Source organism: Tessaracoccus lacteus (genome assembly GCF_029917005.1).
Lineage (GTDB): Bacteria > Actinomycetota > Actinomycetes > Propionibacteriales > Propionibacteriaceae > Arachnia > Arachnia lactea.
Window position 1 is genome coordinate 481,500 of the sequence record NZ_CP123967.1, and the last position, 20,200, is coordinate 501,699.

General features: G+C 66.6%; 16 protein-coding genes, 1 tRNA gene, 1 other RNA gene and 3 pseudogenes. 15 read left to right on the top strand and 6 right to left on the bottom strand.

Features of this window, described 5'->3' with window-relative positions; genetic code table 11:
• Positions 1–199: 199 nt before the first annotated feature.
• From QH948_RS02070 to QH948_RS02115, 10 genes are all read left to right on the top strand, one after another.
• The gene (locus QH948_RS02070; RefSeq protein ID WP_281145309.1) at positions 200–1,132 is read left to right on the top strand and encodes a proteasome assembly chaperone family protein; all 933 of its coding nucleotides are present in this window, start codon (positions 200–202) and stop codon (positions 1,130–1,132) included.
• A 94-nt stretch (positions 1,133–1,226) separates the two neighbouring features.
• Entirely contained in the window at positions 1,227–2,018 is a 792-nt protein-coding gene (locus QH948_RS02075; RefSeq protein WP_281145310.1) for a DeoR/GlpR family DNA-binding transcription regulator, read from the top strand.
• 114 nt (positions 2,019–2,132) lie between these two features.
• On the top strand, positions 2,133–2,612 hold the full coding sequence (locus tag QH948_RS02080; RefSeq protein ID WP_281145311.1) for a ribose-5-phosphate isomerase: 480 nt from the start codon (positions 2,133–2,135) through the stop codon (positions 2,610–2,612).
• 67 nt (positions 2,613–2,679) lie between these two features.
• Positions 2,680–3,672 carry a DUF7973 family transport facilitator gene (locus tag QH948_RS02085; protein WP_281145312.1) on the top strand — a complete coding sequence of 331 codons (993 nt, stop codon included), beginning with the start codon at positions 2,680–2,682 and terminating at the stop codon, positions 3,670–3,672.
• Between the two features lie 20 nt (positions 3,673–3,692).
• A complete protein-coding gene (locus QH948_RS02090) occupies positions 3,693–4,553 on the top strand; it encodes an HAD-IIA family hydrolase (RefSeq protein WP_281145313.1) in 861 nt (286 codons plus the stop codon).
• 38 nt (positions 4,554–4,591) lie between these two features.
• Positions 4,592–6,148 (top strand): FGGY-family carbohydrate kinase, encoded by a 1,557-nt coding sequence (locus tag QH948_RS02095; protein WP_438874108.1) that lies wholly within the window; start codon positions 4,592–4,594, stop codon positions 6,146–6,148.
• Positions 6,145–7,512 carry a sn-glycerol-1-phosphate dehydrogenase gene (locus tag QH948_RS02100; protein WP_281145314.1) on the top strand — a complete coding sequence of 456 codons (1,368 nt, stop codon included), beginning with the start codon at positions 6,145–6,147 and terminating at the stop codon, positions 7,510–7,512. Before QH948_RS02095 ends, QH948_RS02100 begins: the two co-directional genes overlap by 4 nt.
• Positions 7,509–9,593: a transketolase gene (tkt, locus tag QH948_RS02105; protein WP_281145315.1), complete on the top strand. Its 2,085-nt coding sequence runs from the start codon at positions 7,509–7,511 to the stop codon at positions 9,591–9,593. The genes QH948_RS02100 and tkt overlap by 4 nt, the downstream gene beginning before the upstream one ends.
• A 24-nt stretch (positions 9,594–9,617) precedes the next feature.
• On the top strand, positions 9,618–10,160 hold the full coding sequence (locus tag QH948_RS02110) for a dihydrofolate reductase family protein (protein ID WP_281145316.1): 543 nt from the start codon (positions 9,618–9,620) through the stop codon (positions 10,158–10,160).
• Entirely contained in the window at positions 10,157–10,390 is a 234-nt protein-coding gene (locus QH948_RS02115) for a hypothetical protein (RefSeq protein ID WP_281145317.1), read from the top strand. Before QH948_RS02110 ends, QH948_RS02115 begins: the two co-directional genes overlap by 4 nt.
• Here the strand turns inward: QH948_RS02115 and QH948_RS02120 are convergent.
• The 3 genes and pseudogenes from QH948_RS02120 to QH948_RS02130 form a co-directional block, all read right to left on the bottom strand.
• Entirely contained in the window at positions 10,368–11,369 is a 1,002-nt protein-coding gene (locus tag QH948_RS02120; RefSeq protein WP_281145318.1) for an ABC transporter ATP-binding protein, read from the bottom strand. The two genes, QH948_RS02115 and QH948_RS02120, sit on opposite strands and share 23 nt — an antisense overlap.
• Positions 11,370–11,376: 7 nt before the next feature.
• Positions 11,377–11,913 carry an ABC transporter permease gene (locus QH948_RS02125; RefSeq protein WP_281145319.1) on the bottom strand — a complete coding sequence of 179 codons (537 nt, stop codon included), beginning with the start codon at positions 11,911–11,913 and terminating at the stop codon, positions 11,377–11,379.
• A gap of 2 nt (positions 11,914–11,915) precedes the next feature.
• Positions 11,916–12,410 (bottom strand): annotated as a pseudogene (locus tag QH948_RS02130) (ISL3 family transposase); the annotation flags it as partial.
• A 111-nt stretch (positions 12,411–12,521) separates the two neighbouring features.
• Here QH948_RS02130 and QH948_RS02135 point away from each other — a divergent pair.
• The 3 genes and pseudogenes from QH948_RS02135 to QH948_RS02145 all read left to right on the top strand — a co-directional run.
• A pseudogene (locus QH948_RS02135) lies at positions 12,522–13,643 on the top strand (IS110 family RNA-guided transposase); the annotation flags it as partial.
• A gap of 507 nt (positions 13,644–14,150) precedes the next feature.
• Entirely contained in the window at positions 14,151–16,514 is a 2,364-nt protein-coding gene (locus tag QH948_RS02140) for a helicase HerA domain-containing protein (RefSeq protein WP_281145320.1), read from the top strand.
• Between the two features lie 102 nt (positions 16,515–16,616).
• Positions 16,617–16,805: pseudogene (locus QH948_RS02145) on the top strand (IS30 family transposase); the annotation flags it as partial.
• A gap of 77 nt (positions 16,806–16,882) precedes the next feature.
• Here the strand turns inward: QH948_RS02145 and QH948_RS02150 are convergent.
• Entirely contained in the window at positions 16,883–18,241 is a 1,359-nt protein-coding gene (locus QH948_RS02150) for an IS256 family transposase (protein WP_438874148.1), read from the bottom strand.
• 181 nt (positions 18,242–18,422) lie between these two features.
• Between QH948_RS02150 and QH948_RS02155 the strand changes: the two genes are divergently transcribed.
• Complete coding sequence (locus QH948_RS02155; protein WP_281145321.1) at positions 18,423–18,644, top strand: helix-turn-helix domain-containing protein; 222 nt, start codon at positions 18,423–18,425, stop codon at positions 18,642–18,644.
• 238 nt (positions 18,645–18,882) lie between these two features.
• Here the strand turns inward: QH948_RS02155 and QH948_RS02160 are convergent.
• A tRNA-Ser gene (locus QH948_RS02160) sits at positions 18,883–18,970 on the bottom strand.
• A gap of 48 nt (positions 18,971–19,018) precedes the next feature.
• Positions 19,019–19,993: an asparaginase gene (locus QH948_RS02165; RefSeq protein WP_281145322.1), complete on the bottom strand. Its 975-nt coding sequence runs from the start codon at positions 19,991–19,993 to the stop codon at positions 19,019–19,021.
• Positions 19,994–20,063: 70 nt separating this feature from the next.
• Between QH948_RS02165 and ffs the strand changes: the two genes are divergently transcribed.
• Positions 20,064–20,160, top strand: an RNA gene (gene ffs / locus QH948_RS02170) — signal recognition particle sRNA small type.
• Positions 20,161–20,200: the final 40 nt, after the last annotated feature.

Consider the following 20,200-nt stretch of genomic DNA (forward strand, 5'->3'; position numbering starts at 1 on the left):
AAGTAGGGGCAGGTGGGTCACACCGCGAATCGCCTGCGTTCTGCGTGCGTAATATGACACTGCGCCGTGTAGTACTGACGTGATCGCCGTGATGCGAACCGCGCGGTCTGGCGTGCTGCGGGTAGTGTCAGAGGGACCGGCAGCGCCGGCCGGCGGAAGGTCGTCGGCCCGGGCCGGGCGTCAACGTGAAAGGCATGTCGTGCAGAACCCGTCCGACCTCTTCCGCTTCGAGTCCGACGCCGACGCGGACGTTCCACGCTCCGGCGTGCTGGTCGTCGCCGTGGGATCGTTCATCGACGCAGGCAAGATCCAGAGCCTTCTCGGCGACCACCTCGTCGAGTCCGGCGACCCGGAGACGGTCGCCACGTTCGACATCGATCAGCTGGTCGACTACCGCGACCGCCGGCCCACCATGATCTTCGACCGCAACCGCTGGGACGGCTACGACGACCCGGCGATCCTCCTGCGGCGCCTCACTGACCGCGACGGCCGCCTCTACTACCTGCTCACCGGCCCCGAGCCCGACTTCCAGTGGGAGCGGCTCGTCGAGGCCGTCCGCGAGCTGATCGACCGGCTCGATGTCTCCCTGGTCGTCACTGTGCACGGCATCCCCATGGGTGTGCCGCACACCCGCCCGATCGGGATGACGTCGCATGCCACTGATCCCGAGCTGATCGGAGAGGCGCGCTCCCCCTTCGGCCGGGTCCAGGTGCCCGCCTCGTTCCCGGCCCTGCTCGAGTACCGGCTAGGGGAGGCGGGTCAGCGCGCCGTCGGGTTCGCCATCCACGTCCCGCACTACCTGGCGGCCTCCGAGTTCGCCGAGGGCGCGCTCGCCGCGCTCAATGCCGTGGTCGACGCCACCGGGTTGAGTCTGCCCAATGACGGCCTGGTGGAGAAGGCGGAGGTGAACCGGCGCGCCATCGCGGCCGAGGTTGAGGACAACGACGAGGTCAAGGCGATCGTCGAGGCGTTGGAACAGCAGTACGACGCGTTCATGCGCGGCCAGCAGGCCCCCAACCTGTGGGTGCCGGAGGGATCGCAGATCCCGTCGGCCGACCAGCTCGGCGCGGAGTTCGAGGACTTCCTGCGCACCATCTCCGACGACGACGAGGGCGACGACCCTGCGCGATAGGCCGATAGAGCCGCGACCCGGAAGCGTCGCCAACGTGCTCGTTTGATGAGAGTGCCCCTAGGCTGAACCCACGGGTGAGCGCGGAGGGAGCACCATGTCGACAGGTGGAGGCCGGGCCTCGGCGGAGGCGGTCAGGCGCCGGCGGAGGCTGATTGCCGAGAAGGTGGCGAAGCGCGGGACGATGTCGGTGGAGGACGTGGCGTCCGAGACCGGTGTCTCGACCATGACCGCCTACCGCGACATCGAGGCGCTTGTGGAAGAGGGCCTCGTGACACGTCAGGGGCGGGGCACAGTGTCGGCCGCGGCCTCGCGTCTGAGCGAGGTGAGTGCGCTGCTCAGGCTCGAGCAGAACTCCGCCGAGAAGGTCGCGATCGCACGCGCCGCCGCCGCTCTGATCCGGCCGGGCAGTTCCGTCCTCATCGACGACTCCACCAGCGCGCTGTGGGCCCTCCGTGAACTCGCCTCTGTGCCGTTGACTGTCGTCACGAACTCGTTGCTCGTCGCGCGCGAGGTCGAGCCGCGAAGCGCGGTCCGGCTGCTCGTGACCGGAGGCGAGTACCAGCCATGGGCGGAGTCCCTCCTCGGGAAGACGGCTCTCGACATGATCAGCGGTATCCGCACGGACTACTGCCTCCTCAGCGCCTCCGGCATCAGTGACGGAAGGTGCTTCCATCCGTACGAGGATGTCGCGCTGGTGAAGCGGGCAATGGTCGCGTCGGCCGAGAAGGCGATCCTCCTGCTGGACCACACCAAGTTCGCCAGGAGGGCGCTGCACAGCTTCGCGCCGCTGACCGACTTCTCGCACATCGTCACCGACTCCGCGATCGACCCGGCAGACCTGGAGCTGGTCAGGCAGCTTGGACCGGAGGTCGTCGTCGCCGAGTAGGACCACCCGCCGGAGAATCCAACACATTCGCTGTTGTTTCTTACACAAGTTGTGATACTTTCATCACAACTTGGTGCGCGCATCGATGCGCGCACGTGTGAGAGGACACGCACAATGGGACTTCGCATCGTGGTTGCCGCCGACTCGGCCGGCTATGACTACAAGGAGCAGCTGAAACAGGACCTGGCGGCCGATCCCCGCGTCGATGAGGTGATCGACGTCGGCGTGGGTCACGGTGAGAACACCGACTACCCGCACGTCGCGGTGACGGGGGCGCGTCTGATCGCGGCAGGCAAGGCGGATCGAGGCCTGTTCGTCTGCGGCACCGGGATGGGCGTCGCGATGGCCGCCAACAAGGTGCCCGGCATCCGCGCCTCCGTCGCCCACGACTCCTTCTCGGTCGAGCGGCTTGTGCTGTCCAACGACGCGCAGGTGCTCACGTTCGGCGAGCGCGTCATCGGCCTCGAACTGGCACGCCGCCTCACGCGGGAGTGGCTCGGCTACACCTTCGACCCTGCGTCCGCCTCGGCCCCCAAGGTCGCCGCGCTCTGCTCCTACGAGCCCCAGACCCAGTCCGCGGACGCCTCCGCCTGACCCCCTCCGCCCACCGCGGACCCCTCCCGGCGGCACCGCAGCCGCCCCATTCCAGAAGGACACGACAATGGAGTTCCTGTTCATGCTCATCGCCGCGCTCGGCGGTGGCTTCTTCGGCGCCGCGATCGGCGCCAACTTCGCCTTCGTCATGGTTGGCTTCAGCCTGCTCGCCGCCGTCGGCTCCGCCGTCGCCGGTGCGCCGGAGATGAGCGACATGATGTTCAACTACGTCTCATTCGGCCCCTTCATGGGCCCCCACGTCGCCTTCGCAGGCGGCGTCGCGGCCGCGGCCTACGCAGCCCGCCGCGGCTACTCCGACTCTGGCAAGGACATCGTCCTTCCCCTGGCACGTCTCGGAAAGCCCGATGTGCTGCTGGTCGGCGCGCTGTTCGGCGGCATCGGCTACGCCCTGCAACAGGCAATCCACCTCATCCCCTGGTTCGGCAGCCACACGGACTCCGTGGCGCTGTCGATCATCATCTCGGCCTTCGCCGTGCGCCTCATCTTCGGCGACGGGTCGCTGCTCAACCTGGACAAGTGCAACCCGTCCGGTCCTCGCTTCGCACCACACGGCGACTCCTCGTGGCTGCGGTACCAGGAGAAGCCCGGCCAGATGCTCACCATCGGAGCCTTCGCCGGCATCCTCGCCGCGGGTGTCTCCGTAGTGCTCTCGACGAGCTTCCCGGCCGTCGCCGCCTTCGGCAACGCCAACACCCTGCCCTTCGCCATTTCGGCCATCACCATCTGCCTGCTCAACATGGGCTACAACGTGCCTGTCACGCACCACATGACCAACATCGGTGGGCTCGCGGCGATCGTGTTCTACCCCTACCTCGCCGGCGCGGCCTCCATCTCCGAGGCGGGCTGGGTGCCGGAGGCTGCGGTGGGAGCCCTGATCGTCGGCGCCGTCTTCGGCGTGCTCGCCGCGTTCCTCGGCGAGTGGATGGCCCGGTTCTTCCTCGCGAGGGGAACGACCCACGTCGACCCGCCGGCCTTCGCCATCTGGCCCATGAACACCGTCATCATGCTCATCGCCGCGCTGCTGCCGGCCGTCAGCTGACCCTGACCCGGAGGACTCCCATGACCGAGACCTTGCTGCGCGCCCCCGCGGAACTGTTCGACGCCTACGTCTTCGACATGGACGGAACGATCTACCTCGGCGATCACCTGCTGCCCGGCGCCGCGCGCCTTGTCCACGAGCTGCGCCGTCGGGAGATCCCCGTGCGATTCCTGTCCAACAACCCGACCAAGGACCCGGCGATGTACGCCGAGAAGCTGGAGCGGCTCGGACTGCCGACCCCAGTCGGGGACATCGCCAACACCATCGTCACCACCGTCACCTGGCTCAGGCGACACCACCCCGACGCCGTGCTGTATCCCATCGCGGAGGAACCCCTCATCAACGCCCTCGTCGAGGCCGGGTTCCGGCTCAGCGAGGACCCCGCCAAGATCGACATCGTCATCGCCAGCTACGACCGCGGCTTCGACTACCGGAAGCTGCAGATCGCATTCGATGCGCTCTGGTTCCACCGCGGCGCGTTCCTTGTGCAGACGAACCCCGACCGCTTCTGTCCGTTCCCCGGAGGACGGGGAGAGCCTGACTGCGCCGCCATCACCGCCGCGATCGAGGCCTGCTCGGGGGTGAAGTGCCGGATCAGCTTCGGCAAACCCGACCCGATCATGCTCGAGGCGGTCATGTCGACACTCGACTGCCCCGTCGAGCGGGCCGTCATGGTTGGAGACCGGCTTCAGACCGACATCGCCATGGCCCTCGATACCGGGATGGCTGCCGCGGCAGTCCTGACCGGTGAGACCACCGTCGAGGAGATCGCTGCGCAACCCGAGGGCCGGGTTCCGGACCTTGTTCTCGATCGCATCGATCGCCTCATTCCCGCCCACCTCTGGGACGAACTCGGCTGGGCCGAGTCCGATCCCTCCTGACCTATGTGTCAGTGTTTCAGTCATCAAAGGAGATAGACATGCCAGGTCCCTACGTGATGGGAATCGACTACGGCACGGAGAGCTGCCGGGTCGCGATCTTCGATCTGGTCGGCACGCCGGTCAGCATTGCCGCCACGACCTATGCGACGACGCATCCGCGTCCGGGGTGGGCCGAACAGTCGCCCGACGACTGGTACCTCGCTCTGCAGTCCTCTGCCAGACGGGCCATGAACCAGGCCGGGATCAGTGGCGATGAGGTCGCCGGGATCTCGTACGACGCCACCACGATGACGGTCGTCGCCATGGACCGGGAGGGCAACCACCTCCGTCCCGCGATCATGTGGATGGACGTCCGCGCGACCGAGCAGGCGGCCCGCGCACTTACCACCGATCACTGGGCTCGTCTCTACAACGGTGGCGGGACCATGCCGGCTACTGCCGAGTGGTATCCGTTCAAGGCCGCCTGGCTGCGAGAACACGAACCCGAGACGTATCGCAACGCCTACCGACTGGTGGACGCGCCGGAGTGGGTGACCTTCAAGCTCACCGGCGAGTGGACGGTCAACATCAACTCGGCAGCGCAGCGCATGTACTACAACCGTGACCGCGGTGGGTGGCCGGTTGAGTTCTACGAGCACATCGGCTGCGGCGACGTCTTCGACAAGATCCCCGAGCGGGTCCTCGACCTTGGAGAGCGCGTCGGTGGCCTCACCCCCCGCGCTGCGGAGGATCTCGGCCTGCCTGTCGGGACACCCGTCGCTCAGGGCCCGGCCGACGCATGGGCCGGCCAGGTCGGCCTGGGCGTGGTCAACCCGGGCAAGATGGCGCTCATCACGGGTTCCTCGCACGTCCTCAGTGGCCAGTCCGCCCACTCCGTCCACGGCCCCGGCTTCTTCGGGTCCTACACCGACGGTGTCGTGCCCGGTCAGTACACCGTCGAGGGTGGCCAGGTCTCGACCGGTTCGGTCATGAAGTGGTTCAAGGACAACTTCGCCCGGGACCTCGTGTCGGCCGCAGACCGCACCGGCGCCAACGTCTACGACGTCCTGAACGCCGAGAGCTCGCACATCCCCGTCGGGTCCGATGGCCTCATCGTCAACGAGTACTTCCAGGGGAACCGCACGCCGTATACCGACTCCAAGGCGCGAGGAATCATCTGGGGTCTCTCGTTGGCGCACGGTCCGGCGCACGTCTACCACGCAATCCAGGAGGGGATCTGCTACGGCTCGGCCCACATTCTTCGTGAGATGTCTCGGGCCGGCTTCCAGGTCACCGAGCTGGTCGCTGCGGGCGGGATGACCAAGAGCCGCTCGCTGCTGCAGATGCATGCCGACGTGACGGGTATCCCGATCACGCTCACCCGCGTCGGCGATGCCGTCGCCCTCGGCTCGTCGATGTGCGCCGCCGTCGGGGCAGGGTTCTATGACAACCTGCAGGAGGCGGCCGCCGGCATGGTTCACGAGGTGGATCAGCTGGTGCCTGACCTCCAACGGCACCTCGACTATTCGTTCTATCTGGATGCCTACTGCGCCGGCTATCCCGCGCTGTCCGACCAGATCCACAAGATCGTCGACCACGAGGCGGTGCGGGCATGAGTGAGCTCATCCAGCAGGCCCTTGCCGCGGCGACGGACACCTCCGAGGTGCTGATCGGGCACGGCGTGATCGCTGACCTTCCCGAGGCCTTCCGTCGGGTGTTCGGGGGAGCGACGGCGCTGGTCGTCGCTGACGAGCGGACCAGAGATGCTGCCGGGCAGGACGTCTGTGGTGTTCTCGCCGCCGCGGGCGTGCCGCTGGCTCCGCCGTTCATCTTTCCCGGAGACCCCGAGCTCTACGCCCGCTACGAGAACGCCGAGCTGCTCCGGGACCGGATCGCCGAGGTGGATGCCGTCGTGGTGGCGGTGGGGGCCGGCACCCTGAACGACCTGGCCAAGCGTGCCTGCGGAGAGCTGGGCCGCCGTTACGTCGTGGTGGGCACCGCCGCGTCGATGGACGGGTACACGGCCTTCGGCGCCTCGATTGCGGTCGACGGCTACAAGCAGACGCTCGACTGCCCTGCCCCGGCGGTGGCGGTCGCCGACCTCGACGTGATGGCGTCGGCGCCCTCGGCGATGACGGCTTCTGGGTACGGTGACCTGCTCGGCAAGCTCCCGGCCGGAGCCGACTGGCTCCTGGCGGACCTGGTTGGGGCGGAGGCGATCGACACGAACGTCTGGGACCTCGTCCAGGGCCCGCTCCGTGGTGCCCTGCAGCGGCCCGCGGCGCTGGCCTCCGGCGACTCGGACGCCCTTGGCCAGCTGGCCGAGGGTCTGGTGATGTCCGGTCTAGCCATGCAGGCCTACCACGGCTCCCGGCCGGCCTCCGGATCGGAGCACCTCTTCTCTCACCTGTGGGAGATGGAGGGCCATGGAGTCGACGTGACGCCGCGTCGGCTGTCGCACGGGTTCAAGGTGGCGGTCGGGAGCGTGGCCATCTCCGCGCTCTACGAGGAACTGCTCGCTGACGATCTCACCTCCCTCGATATCGACGGAGCCGTCCGGGCCTGGCCCGGACGCGACGAGATGGAGCTCCTCGTTCTTTCGCAGCACCGGCGACCGGGCCTGCGCGAGGCTGCGGTCCAGCAGACCATGTCCAAGTACGTCGATGGGACGAGTGTCGGCCGACGCCTCGAGACCCTCGCACAGGGGTGGCCGACTCTGTCAGCCCGGCTGCGCGAGCATCTGATACCCGCCGACACGCTGCAGGCCATGCTCCGGGCCGCTGGCGCCCCGGCCCACCCGGATGAGATCGGACTCGACTGGGACGCGTTCCGCGCCACTTACGTCCGCAGTCAACTCATCCGGTCCCGGTACACCATCCTCGACACGCTGGCAGAGGCAAACCTGCTGGACTACTTCACTGACCGGCTGTTCTCGCCCAGCGGCTTCTGGGGGGCCCAGGGATCTGTGAGGGCCGCATGAGTGCGCTGAACTGGACGGACACGGACAGGGCTGCGGTCGACGCGGCCAGGGTGCTCGCCGCCGATGCGGTGGAGAAGGCCGGCAACGGCCATCCGGGAACGGCGATTTCGCTCGCCCCCGTCGCCCATCTGCTCTACCAGAAGGTCATGGTGGGTGATCCCTCTGATCCGCGATGGCTCGGCCGGGACCGCTTCGTGCTGTCGGCCGGGCACTCCTCCCTGACCCAGTACTGTCAGCTTTTCCTTGCCGGGTACGGGCTGGAGCTCGACGACCTCAGGGCGCTCAGGACCGAGGGTTCCCTGACGCCGGGGCATCCCGAGTATGGACACACCGCAGGGGTCGAGTGCACGACGGGGCCCCTGGGTGCCGGCATCGCGATGGCAGTCGGCTTCGCGATGGCCGCCCGCCGGGCGCGTGGGCTGTTCGAGCCGGAGGCCGCCCCCGGCACGTCCGTGTTCGACCATATGGTCTACGCACTTGCTGGCGATGGTTGTTTCCAGGAGGGCGTCTCCGGCGAGGCCTCCTCGCTGGCTGGCGCGCAGAAGCTGGGCAACCTCGTGGTCATCTACGACGACAACCGCATCACGATCGAGGGCGAGACCCAGATCGCCTTCACCGAGGACGTCGCCGCCCGCTATGAGGCGTACGGCTGGCATGTGGCGCACGTGGACTGGACCCAGGGAGGGGCCGGCTACTCGGAGGACGTCGACGCGCTGTACAAGGCCATCGACGAGGCGAAGGCGGTGACGGACAGGCCCTCCCTGATCCGGCTGTCGACGCTCATCGGATGGCCGCTCCCGACCAGGGCCGGCCATCACAGCGTGCACGGCGCCGCTCTGGGTGCCGAGGAGATCGCCGGCCTGAAGGCCCGCCTCGGGCTCGATCCGACCCGGAGCTTCGCCGTCCCGGCGGACCTCGTGGCGAGGACCAGAGCGAATGCGGCGTCGCGGGCGGCTGAGGCACGGGGCGCGTGGCAGGCCCGTTTCGACGCATGGCGCACCGCGCACCCCGACAAGGCTGCACTCCTCGACCGCATCCTTGCTGGGGAGCATCCCGACCTCGGGGTGGCACTGCCGTCGTTCCCCGAGGGAAGGAAGTCGACGAGGGCTGCCTCGGGCGAGGTGCTGACCGCAATCGCGGATGCGGTCCCGGAGCTGTGGGGCGGATCTGCCGACCTCGCAGGGTCGAACAACACGACCATGCGCGGCCAACGCTCCTTCCTCCCGCCCGAACACGCGTCCGCCGACGTCGTCGGCGACTACAACGGCCGGACCCTGCACTTCGGTATCCGCGAGCACGCGATGGGCAACATCCTCAACGCCATCAACATCGACGGCCTGACGCGGGCCTACGGCGGCACCTTCCTCGTCTTTGCCGACTACATGCGTCCGGCGGTGCGGCTGGCCGCTCTCCAGAAGTCGCCCACCATCTTCGTGTGGACGCACGATTCGATCGGCGTTGGCGAGGATGGGCCGACGCACCAGCCGATCGAACACCTCGCCAGCCTGCGTGCCATTCCTGGCCTGGACGTGATCCGCCCCGCCGACGCCAACGAGACCGCTCAGGCCTGGGCCGAGGTACTGCGACACACCGACAGGCCGAGCGCGCTGATCCTCTCCCGGCAGGATCTGCCAGTCACCGCCCGTGGAGCGGGCGCCGCTGCTCCTGCCGAGCTGACCGTCCGCGGCGGCTACACCCTGTTCGACGCGGACGGGGAGCTCGAGGTGGTCCTCGTGGCAACCGGGTCCGAGGTCGCTCTCGCCGTCGAGGCCAGGGACCTGCTGCAGGCCCAGGGCATCGGGACGCGCGTCGTGTCGATGCCCTGCCGGGAGTGGTTCGACCATCAGCCAGCCGCATACCGGGCTGAGGTCCTGCCCGAGGCGGTGGCGAGGGTCTCGGTCGAGGCGGGCATCGCTCTGGGCTGGCGCGAGGTCGTCGGCGCCACGGGGGAGATCGTCTCCATCGATCACTTCGGCGAGTCGGCCCCCGGGGCGGCGCTGTTCGCCAAGTACGGGTTCACGGCGGGGAATGTGGCGGAACGGGCGAAGGCTGCGATCTCCCGAACCACGTGTGCTGTGTGATGGGTCCGACAGGAAGGAGCCGCCATGGCCAGGATCGTCTACGGGATGAACCAGTCGCTGGACGGGTACGTGGACCACGACCGGTTCGGCCCCGACGAGACGCTGTTTAGGCACTTCGTCGACGAGGTCGGCTCGCAGGCCGGCTGCCTCTACGGCCGCACCATGTACTCCCTGATGCGGTACTGGGACGACGACGATCCCGGCTGGAGCGACGACGAGCGCGCCTACGCGACCGCCTGGCGTGCGCTGCCCAAGTGGGTGGTCTCCGGCACGCTGGCCGACGTCGGCCCCAACGCCACGCTCATCCGGGGTGACCTCTCGGAGGTCGTGCGCCGGCTGAAGGAGGACGTCGACGGGGAGATCGAGGTCGCCGGGCCGGTGCTGGCGTCCGGCCTCGGGCGCCTCGGCCTCATCGACGAGTACCGCATCTACCTGCACCCCGTCGTCCTCGGCCACGGGACCCCCTTCTTCAACGGCTTCCGGCCGGAGCTGCGCCTCACCGGCCACGAGCAGATCGGCGATCGCGCGCTGAAGCTGACGTTCGAGCCGACGGACGGGGGAGCGTGATTCGCGGCGGTGGGATGGTCGCGGTCGGGCTGCTCTGCGCGGCGACGGGCACCCTCCTGTTCTTCATGGCGGGGATGGCGGCCTTCGACTGGCTGGAGAACGCCGAGGGTGGGCCGTGGCCACTGGAGTTATGGATCTCCCTCGCGGGCGCCGTGCTCGCCTTCGGCGGCGGGATGGCCGCGCTGTTCGGCCTCAGCGAGCGGCTCGTCAGGCGCGAGCTGGTCCGCTGACCGCCGCCGGGCCGCCCGCGCGCTCCTCGGCGGTGACGAGGTTGACGAACACGTCCTCGATCGACGGCTCGACGGGCGTTACGGCCGCGTCGGCGAACCCCACCCCGGCGAGCCGCTCCAGGAGCTGTTTGCCCGTTACGGCCGAGTCCCGCGGCAGGACGGCGTGCAGGGTCGCGCCCGACAGGTAGGCGTCGTCGACCCAGTCCTCGGCCTCCAGCCAGCTGAGGGCGGCGTCGACATCGGTGAGCGTGACATCGAAGATCGGCCGACCGTGCCCGGCCCGCAGCTCGGCGGGGCTCCCGTCGGCGATTAGTCGGCCCCGGTAGATGAACGCGAGCCGATCGCAGTAGGCGGCCTCGTCCATGTAGTGCGTCGTCACGAACAGCGTGACGCCGCGGCCGGCCAGCTCGTAGAGCAGGTCCCAGAACTGGCGACGTGCGACGGGATCGACACCGGAGGTGGGCTCGTCGAGGAACAGCAGCTCGGGGTCGTGGATGGTGGCCGTCCCGAGGGCGAGCCGCTGCCGCCAGCCAACCGACAGGTTGCGGGTCAGCTCCTTCTCGCGCCCGACGAGGTCGGCCATCTGGAGCACGTAGTCGCGCTGCTCGAGGAACCGGTCGGCCGGGAGCTGGTACACGCCGGCGTAGAACCGGAGGTTCTGCTCGACCGTGAGGTCCTCGAACAGCGCGAACTTCTGGCTCATGTACCCGATCCGCGGCGCGACCCTGCGACTGTGCCGGACGACATCCTCGCCCAACACCCGGACACGGCCGGCGGTGGGGCGCAGGGTCCCGGTCAGCATCCGGATGGTCGTGGTCTTGCCCGAGCCGTTCGGGCCCAGGAAGCCGAAGATCTGGCCGCGGGGCACGTCGAGGTCGATGTGATCGACGGCGGTGAAGCCGCCGAAGGTCTTCGTCAGCCCCCGGACGTTGACGGCGGTCCCCGCGGGGAGCGTCGGCAGCTCTGTTGTGGTGGTCACGGCTCTCCTATGAGGTGATCCGGCGACGGGTGGCGAGGACGGCGGAGGTGAAGATCACGATGCCGAACACCGCGAGGATGCTGAGCGGCTGGGCGAGGTCCGCGAAGCCAGCGCCCTTGACGAAGCTGCCGCGCAGCACCTCGAGGATGTAGGTCATCGGGATGCAGGCGCTGATCGCCTGCATCCAGCCTGGCATCGCCTCGACGGGGAAGATGAACCCGGACAGGATCATGAACGGCATCATCAGGAACACCATGACCTGCCGGGCCTGCTGGCGGGTGCTCGCCAGCAGGGAGACGAGCAGCCCGAGGCCGATGCTCGTCAGCATGAACAGCAGCATGCCGACGGCCACGACCGCCACGTTGCCGTTGAACGGGACCTTGAACCAGCCGATGCCGACGCTGGCGACCAGCACCATCTGCACGACGGCCAGCAGCGCGTAGGGGGTGATCTTGCCGATGATGTACTCGCCGGCCCGGATGGGCGTGACGAACATCTGCTCCAGCGTGCCCGCCTCACGCTCCTTCACGACGGCCTGGCTCATTACACACCGTGCAACCTGGTCGGGTCGTCGATCAGGACCCGCTTGCCTTCAGCCAGGACCGCCGTGTTGGCGGTGTTCCACGACACCCCCAGCCCTTCGGCGACGCGGGCGAGGGTGAGATGCTGAACTACCAGGCCCTCCAACGCCCACCGCAGCCCGCGGCGTGACAGCTTCGCTCGCGGTTCCGCGGCGAGGCTGGTGTCTTGCCGCCACACATGCCCGCAGCCCGTGCAACGGTCGCGACGGATCGTGACCAGCAACGTGGTCGGCCGCCAGCCGAACGGCTCATGCGCCAACGCCCGCGACACGGAGTCACGCGCGATGCCCTCGCAGCCGCAGCGTCGGCACCACTGATCCGGGTCCACGACCCGGCAGGCGAGGACCGCGCGGCCAGGCTCCAGCAGTTGGCCGCTGACCTCCAGGCCGAGCTCATCGAGCCGACACAACGAGGACAGGTCAGGGCAGGCGAACCCCGCCACAGGGGTAGCATCAGACACGTCGGGGTCTTCCAGATGGGCAGCGTGAGAACTTCCACCATCGGGAGACCTCGACCCCTACCCGGCCCGACGCGCCGGACAGCCCCCTACACCCTCATCTGTGATGAGCCGGTATTCAACAAGCCTCTACCGCAGGACCAGAGCAAGCTCGAGGGCGTTTTCTCGATGCTGGCCGAGCGCGGCAGGGTGTTGGTGATTGTCGATCAGCCGAACACGATCGGCGCACTGCCCATCGCTGTGGCAAGGTCGATGGGCATCCAGGTCGCCTACCTGCCAGGACTCGCGATGCGCAGGGCAGCGGACCTCTACCCGGGCAGCGCGAAGACCGACGCGCGCGACGCGTTCATCATCGCGGACGCTGCCCGAACGATGCCCCACACCCTTCGCCGGGTCGACCTCGGCGAAGATGCCCTGGCCGAGCTGAAGGTTCTGGTCGGGTTCGACGAGGACCTTGCGGCGGAAGCAACACGATTGGCGAACCGGATCCGTGGACTCCTCACGCAGATCCATCCCGCACTCGAACGCGTAGTCGGACCCCGCTTGGCCACAAAGCAGGGCCTCGCCGTGATCGAACAGCTCGGCGGCCCACAAGGCATCAGCGCAGTCTCGAGGGCAAAGCTGCTGCGGATCGTCAGCCATGCCAACCCGCGACACGCCCAAGACTTCGTCGACGCGATCTCCCACGCCTTGTCCGAGCAGACCGTTGTTGTCGCCGGCACCACCGCCGCTGAGCAGGTCCTCCCGAAGCTCGCAGCTGCCCTGCGTCAGACGCTGCAGCAGCGCTCCGAGTTGGCCGCGCAAGTCGAGAAGGTCGTTGATGCGCACCCTCTTGCCAAGGTCCTGATCTCGATGCCAGGCGTCGGGGTCAGGACCGCTGCACGGATCCTCCTCGACGTCGGCGACGCCTCGCTGTTCCCGACCGCGGGACACCTGGCTGCCTACGCCGGCCTCTCACCCGTCACCCACCGATCCGGAACCAGCATCCGAGGCGAATACCCAGCCAGATCAGGAAACAAGCACCTCAAACGAGCCCTGTTCCTCTCAGCGTTCGCCGCGCTCCGATCCGACCCCGCCAGCAGGGCCTACTACGACCGGAAGCGAGCCCAAGGCAAGAAACACAACGCCGCACTGATCTGCCTGTCCCGACGCCGCATCGATGCCCTGTTCGCCATGCTCAGAAACCGAGAGCCCTACCGGACCCCCAACCCGACACCCCAGCCCCTCGCAGCTTGACGAGAACCATAGGGACACCCCCCCCGCTGCGGCACTGGCAACTTCGGTGCGTTTCGTGGTGGAACTGACGATCGGTGACGCCCACCCCAACATGAGACGGAGCCTTGCCGATCAGGTCAAGCCAGCGTTGGATGGGTTGATCAGCGCCTTTGAGGTTCCCCCAGAGCGTGGAGGCATCAGCATTGGGGATTGAGATGCCAGAGAAGCGACAGAAGTACGACCGTGAGTTCCGGTGAGGACGCGGTGCGGATCGTGGAGGAGACAGGGAAGCCGATCGCGCAGGTCGCAGGTGACCCGGGGCCATCGAGCGAAGAGACAACCCCGGCCGCGCGTGCCCCTCCTGATCCCCTCTTGCATGTCGCGCCATGCTCTGGTAGAGTTCACTTGCCTCGGAGGTAGCTAGTCTGACTTGCGAGAGCCATTCTCATATTAGGCAAATAGCCCTCCTTTGGAGGGCTATTTACATGTCCGCTCCCGGCAACTCCACTCGCGCGGTACTATCCGCTCATGACCACCCTTCTGATAGGCACCGCGGCGGTCAAACGCCAGCCAGTAGCGCTATCCCTCCCAGGACTCCTTCATCACACGCTCATAGTGGGCCAGTCCGGAAGTGGGAAGTCGTTCTTCGTCGCCCGCTTGATAGAGGAGATCTTGCTCCGCACCGGCGCACGGGTGGTTGCGCTCGACCCCAACGGTGATCTGCGAAGCCTTGATCGTGTTCAAGTCGCCGGCCTGACCACGCAACGTGCCGAGGCGTCGGCAGCAGCCACTGTAGCGCAACTGCCTGATTTTGATAACCCCGCGGATTTTGAAGCCGCCTGGGGAAGTCAGCGGATGATATTCCTCTCAGCCGAACGCGAACCGCCGCTGGACGGTCCACAAAGAATTGAGCGTCGTCGCCTATTCGTAGACTGGGCCAAGATTGGGGACATTCAGGATTCCCTTCTCGAACTGAACAGCCATGAACGCCCTGCGCAGTTCCTCGGTGTTCGCGCGTGTCGAGGACTGGTTAAATGGGCCAACGATGAACGCTCTGGGCTGAAGCTCCCTTACAGTTTGAGAGGGCTCGCTGACGCCGCGGCTCTCTTCGGCGAACAAAACGTCAACATGCGGGTCTACGAGTACGCAAAGAACCTGACCAAGGCTGACTGGGACAACGTTAAGGCGCGATTCCTGGATCTCGCCGCGCGCCATCTAGCATGGTTGCCTGATGAGGAACGCTCCACAGCATACCGCGCCATGACCTTGACAGACATCCTCGATGCTCCCTTCTCCACAAAGCCGATACTGGCCGATTGGAACTGTTTGATAATCGGGCTTGATGCCGCACAACAAGCAGACGCACTGCTGGCTGCTAGCGTCGCCCTAAACCAGTTGTGGAGCAATGCAAAAAGGCAGACGCGCCTGACCGCCAACGACGATCCGCGGGTGCCGACATTCATCGTGATTGATGAGGCCCACAACTTCGTGCCGGCGACAACGACCGACCCGCTTAGGCGCCGAGTCTCGGAACAAGTGCTTCAGATCGCCTCAGAGGGGAGAAAGTTTGGTTTGTACCTTATCCTCGCAACTCAGCGACCCACCAAACTCCATCCCGAACTGGTACCCGAATGCGAGAATTCATGCGTCTTGCGAGTGCAGTCGGACCGCGAACTGCGATTCGCTTCGGAAACATTGGGAATTCAACACGCGCGAGTTGAGCCAGCGTCTCGCTTCACCACCGGACAGGGACTCCTTAGTGGCAGGTGGGTTGGTGGTGAACTTGTGGAGGTTCTAGCAGCCCCGGCAAGGACTTCCGTGGGAGGCGGCGGGTTGAGCGACACTTGGATGGGCGGGGCAAGACCGATCATGTGGGCACGCACGCTGGCCGTCAATCCAGTGGACGAAGAAGCCCCGCTCCTTGATGCATCCCCCAAGAGCGATGTCGCTGCTGAGGCCGCACGACTAGTCGTGGAGCAAATTCGGAGCAGTTCTGAACCAGTACCTTTGGCCGCCCTCGCCCACCAAATTCGTTCCACACTAGGAGTCGGTGAACCGGATTGGGATGGTTCTGCTTCATTCAAGGACTACCTACTGCGTCTAGAAATTCCTAATCTTCAGATAGATCCAAAGGGGCCAAGTTACGCGCTCTTGACCGATATGGCTACCGCCACGGAGCAGTCAGAGAGTGGAATCATTGATCGTTTACATCGTGAGATAGATCTGCCGCGTCTAACTTCGGAGGAGTACGCCGCCATTTTCAACGCGATTTCGGACGAGTTGGCAGTGAATCCCTTTGGACTGACTCAAACGAGCAAGGCTATCCGGGATGCACTCCAAACGACTGCGACGCCAGTCAATCGCGCTTCCATCAACTACGTATTGAAGGGCATCGGCATCGGGGGGCATGACTTTTCCCCCGATCGAAGCCAAGATCCCAACGTGTTGGCAGAGGCATTTCTGCGTGGTGTAGTCAAGACCGCCAACATCGCCCAGGAGCGTGTCGATCAGCTGTCTCTTCTCCGAAGCCACATCGCTGGGGCTCTTGAGCCGCAAGTCCTAATCGATGATGAGATTCAGGAAGAGTATCAGAGTGATCCATCGGCAGGATCGGTCGATATCCTAGCTAGAGTCATTGAACTTAAGCGAGCAAGGAGGTATCCTGAAGCGCGCGAAGTGGTTCAGACGGCGCTCGCGGAGACTTCTTGGACTACACAAGAGGATATTTCCCTTGCTGGTGAACTGACCAGGCAGGGCGCGTTCATCTCTCGCCGCCTGAAAGATCGAGATGGAGAGATCACTCTTCTCCGGAGCTACTTGGTTGCTCCTAATCGCCATCCCAACGATGAGGAATGGGTTCGCGCAAGACTGAATATGCTGGTAGGCATGTGAGAGGGATCTTTCGTTCAGCACGATCGGCCGCAACCAATGTGATTGGCGGACGTAGGGCGGATTCAACTGGTCGTCGCAACACCTCGATGGTGGAGGTGTGTGGTGGCGAGTTCGAGGAAGCCGTGGGCGGAGGCTCCGGTGGGTGCACGTCGGCAGTGGGCGGCGGATCGGGCGTTGCGGCCTGCGATGCGGTCTCCGGGGCGGCCGGAGCCCTCTCGAGCGGTGCAGCGCGAGTTCTGGCGGCTGATCGCGACCGGTGTCACGACGCTCGAGGCGGCGGCAGCTGTGGGTCGCCGTCCAGTCGCGCGGTCGCTGCGCCCTCCGAGCTTGTCAAGTTGTTTGTGTAAGGAGTTCGGTCTTCGAGTGGGTCAGAGGTAGGGGTTGATCCGGTCGGGGTAGGCGATCGCGAGTTGGGCGAGGGCCTGTTTCCAGTTCGTGGTGACCTGCCCCTCGACGAGGCGGCCTTCGGCTTTGCGTTTCTCTCCCTTCTTGCGTCCTTTCTCCTTGGCGCGGTCGCGGGCCCGCTTGTCTTCGATGTTGCAGATCGCCAACCACAGCAGCTTCACGGTGGCCTCGTCGGAGGGGAAGTGGCCGCGGTTCTTCGTCACTTTCCGCAGCTGGTAGTCGAGCGACTCGATGGCGTTGGTGGTGTAGATCACGCGGCGCAGCATGGGCGGGAACGCCAGGAAAGGCACGAACCGGGTCCAGGCGTCGGTGAACACACGCACGGTGTTTGGGTTCGCCCGGCCGAGCTCGGAGGCTGCGAACGTGTCCAGGGCGGCCCGCGCGGCCGGCTCGTCGGCGGCCTGGTAGATCGGCTTCAACGCCGCCGCCATCTGCTTGCGGTCCTTGTAGGTGACGAATCGCATCGCGGAGCGGATCAAGTGGACAACGCATGTCTGAACGGTCGACTGGGGCCAGGTGGCCTCGACGGCCTCGGGGAAACCGGTCAGTCCGTCGCAGCATACGATCAGCACGTCACGGACGCCGCGGTTGGCGAGCTGCGCGCAGACCCCAGCCCAGAACTTCGCCCCTTCGGTGGCCTGGATCCAGATCCCCAGCACGTGTTTGATCCCGTCCATGTCGACGCCGACCGCGATGTGAGCGGCCTTGTTGCGTACGTGGGCGCCGTCGCGGACCTTCACGATCAGCGCGTCGAGGTAGATCACCGGGTAGAACGCCTCCAGTGGCCGCTGCTGCCACACCATCACCTCGTCGGCGACCTCGTCGGTGATCTTCGAGATCGTCTCCCTCGAGATCTCGGTCCCGATGGTCGAAACGAGGTGATGCTCGATGTCACGGACCGTCATCCCGCCCGCATACAAGCTGATGATCATGTCATCGAGGCCTGACAGCCGCCTGGAGCCCTTCGGGACCAGCATCGGGGTGAACGAGCCGTCCCGATCGCGGGGTATCGCCAAATCGACGTCGCCGACGCTGGTGGCCACCGTCTTCGGGTACGACCCGTTGCGCGAGTTCGGGAACATCGAGGCTTCGGCGTCGCCCTTGTCGTAGCCGAGGTGGTCGGCGAGTTCGGTCTGGAGGCCTCGCTCGAGGCCGGCCTTGATCAGGTGCTGGATCAGCCCGTCCCGGCCCTCCAGCTGGACATCGCCGGCATCGATGCGGGCATACAAGTCATCCAGAGCCCCGGAGGCCTCCAACGCGGCCACTCCGTCGCGCTGCGCACGTCGCCGGTCTTCACGGTCGAGTTTGTCTATCACGGTCATCATTCTGCTTTCGTGTCAGGAGCAACCCCTTACACAAACCATCTGACACCCTCCGCCCTCCATGGCCCTGTGATCTGACTCATCGCCATCGACGGATACACACCAACTCGCCCTTCCATCCCCGACACCGACAGGAGACCGGCCATGTCGCTCCCCATCTCGCCCACCTGGGGTCAACCCCGTGCCCGAGTGGCTGTCATTGCAGCAGGCGGACGCGGTGCACGGCGTGAGTGTCGACACCCTGCGGCGCCGCATCGCCTCAGGGAAGCTCCGGGCGTCACGGTTCGGCGTGAGGGTCATCCGAGTGCGCGTCGAGGATCTCGACAAGCTGTTCCGGACCATCCCCACGGGCGATGACCTCACTCAACGACGGGCCCGTGCGCGCAATCAGCGCCCTTGGTAAACCACTGATCGTCCTCACCGGCGCTGCGCACCTCATGGTGCGCGGCGCTCACGCCTGCGTCTGCGAGCCCGTGCGACTCCACGTCGCCCGGATACAGGGCGGCCCTGCCAGAGCGCGCTCAAGTGCTCGAGGAACATGCCACAAAAACTCGGGGCACACTCGGGGCACGAATCGTGCAACGGAACTCCATCAATCCCCGAAAAGACGACTCACGCCCTAGTCAGAGCGGGAATCGAAGTGGCGGAGGATACGAGATTCGAACTCGTGAGGGCGTGAACCCAACCCGCTTTCCAAGCGAGCGCCATAGGCCTCTAGGCGAATCCTCCGTGGGGGACTCTACCGGAGGCCGCGGCGTCGTCTCAAATCCGGGTCGGTCACATCCCTGCGAGTGCCACCAGCAGTCCCTGCGACGCAGAAACCCGGCCGACGACCCTGCCGTGGCCGAGCACCGGCTGCGGCTGGAACTCCCTCAACGTGTCCGTTGCCAGCCCGAGTGCGTCGAGCACCGCGACAACGACGGGGACGGTCGCGCGGTGTGCCCCGTCGGACGCCTTCACGACGATGCCGGTCCCGCCGGACAGGCCGACGGCGAGCGTCCCCTCCGCCCCGATCTTGCAGACCAGGCCCGAGACCTCGCGGTGCAGCACGAGCTCGTCGCGACGGGTACCCGAGACGTACTCGGGGTGCGCCCGGTAGGCGTCGGCCAGCCTCCGCGACTCGACGGTGTCGCCGGCGGCGAACCGGCCGAACGCCCTCGCCAGGCCCTTGACCGTGCAGGGGAGCGCCGGGGCCCCGCAGCCGTCGGGCACGGGATCGCCGATCTCGTCGCCCGTGTACTCGCCCAGCGTCTCGCGGATCGCGAGCTGCAGCGGGTGCCCAGGCTCGAGGTAGCTCTCCAGCGGCCAGCCCGCCCGCACGCAGGTCCGCACCATCGCCGAGTGTTTCCCGGAGCAGTTGTGGATGATCCGCTTCTCGCCGTGGCCGGCGGCGAACCACGCCCGCGCAGCCTGGGGGTCCAGCGGGGTGCCGGGCGTGACCTGCAGCGCGTCCTCGGTCAGGCCGGCACCGACCAGGATGTCGCGCGCGCCCTCGACGTGGATCTCCTCCCCGGAGTGTGACGCGGACGCGAGCGCCAGCTCCGCGCCGGTAAGGTCGAGGCCGGCTCTGAGCATCGCGATCGCCTGGAAGGGCTTGATCGCGGATCGGGCGAGGAAAGGGGAGTCGACATCGCCGAGGACGAGCGCCACGGAGCCGTCGGGGTTCGTGACCGCCAGGCAGCCGTGGTGCACGGCCTCGAGGTAGTCGCCCCGCCACACCTCGGCGAGAGCGGGATCTGCAGTCTTGACCATGCGCGTCACCCTACTGGCGCGGGAGCCCCGGGCGCCGCCCGGGACACTTCGGGCATGCGCTACAGTGGTTCCCGGTTCCTCGCGCGGCGGTATCTCGCCCAACTCCCCCAGGGTCGGAAGGCAGCAAGGGTAAGTGAGCTCTTCCGGGTGCGCGAGGGGCCTTTTTTCTGTCCGGAAACTGTCTGCTGGCTGGAATAGGGTGGATCG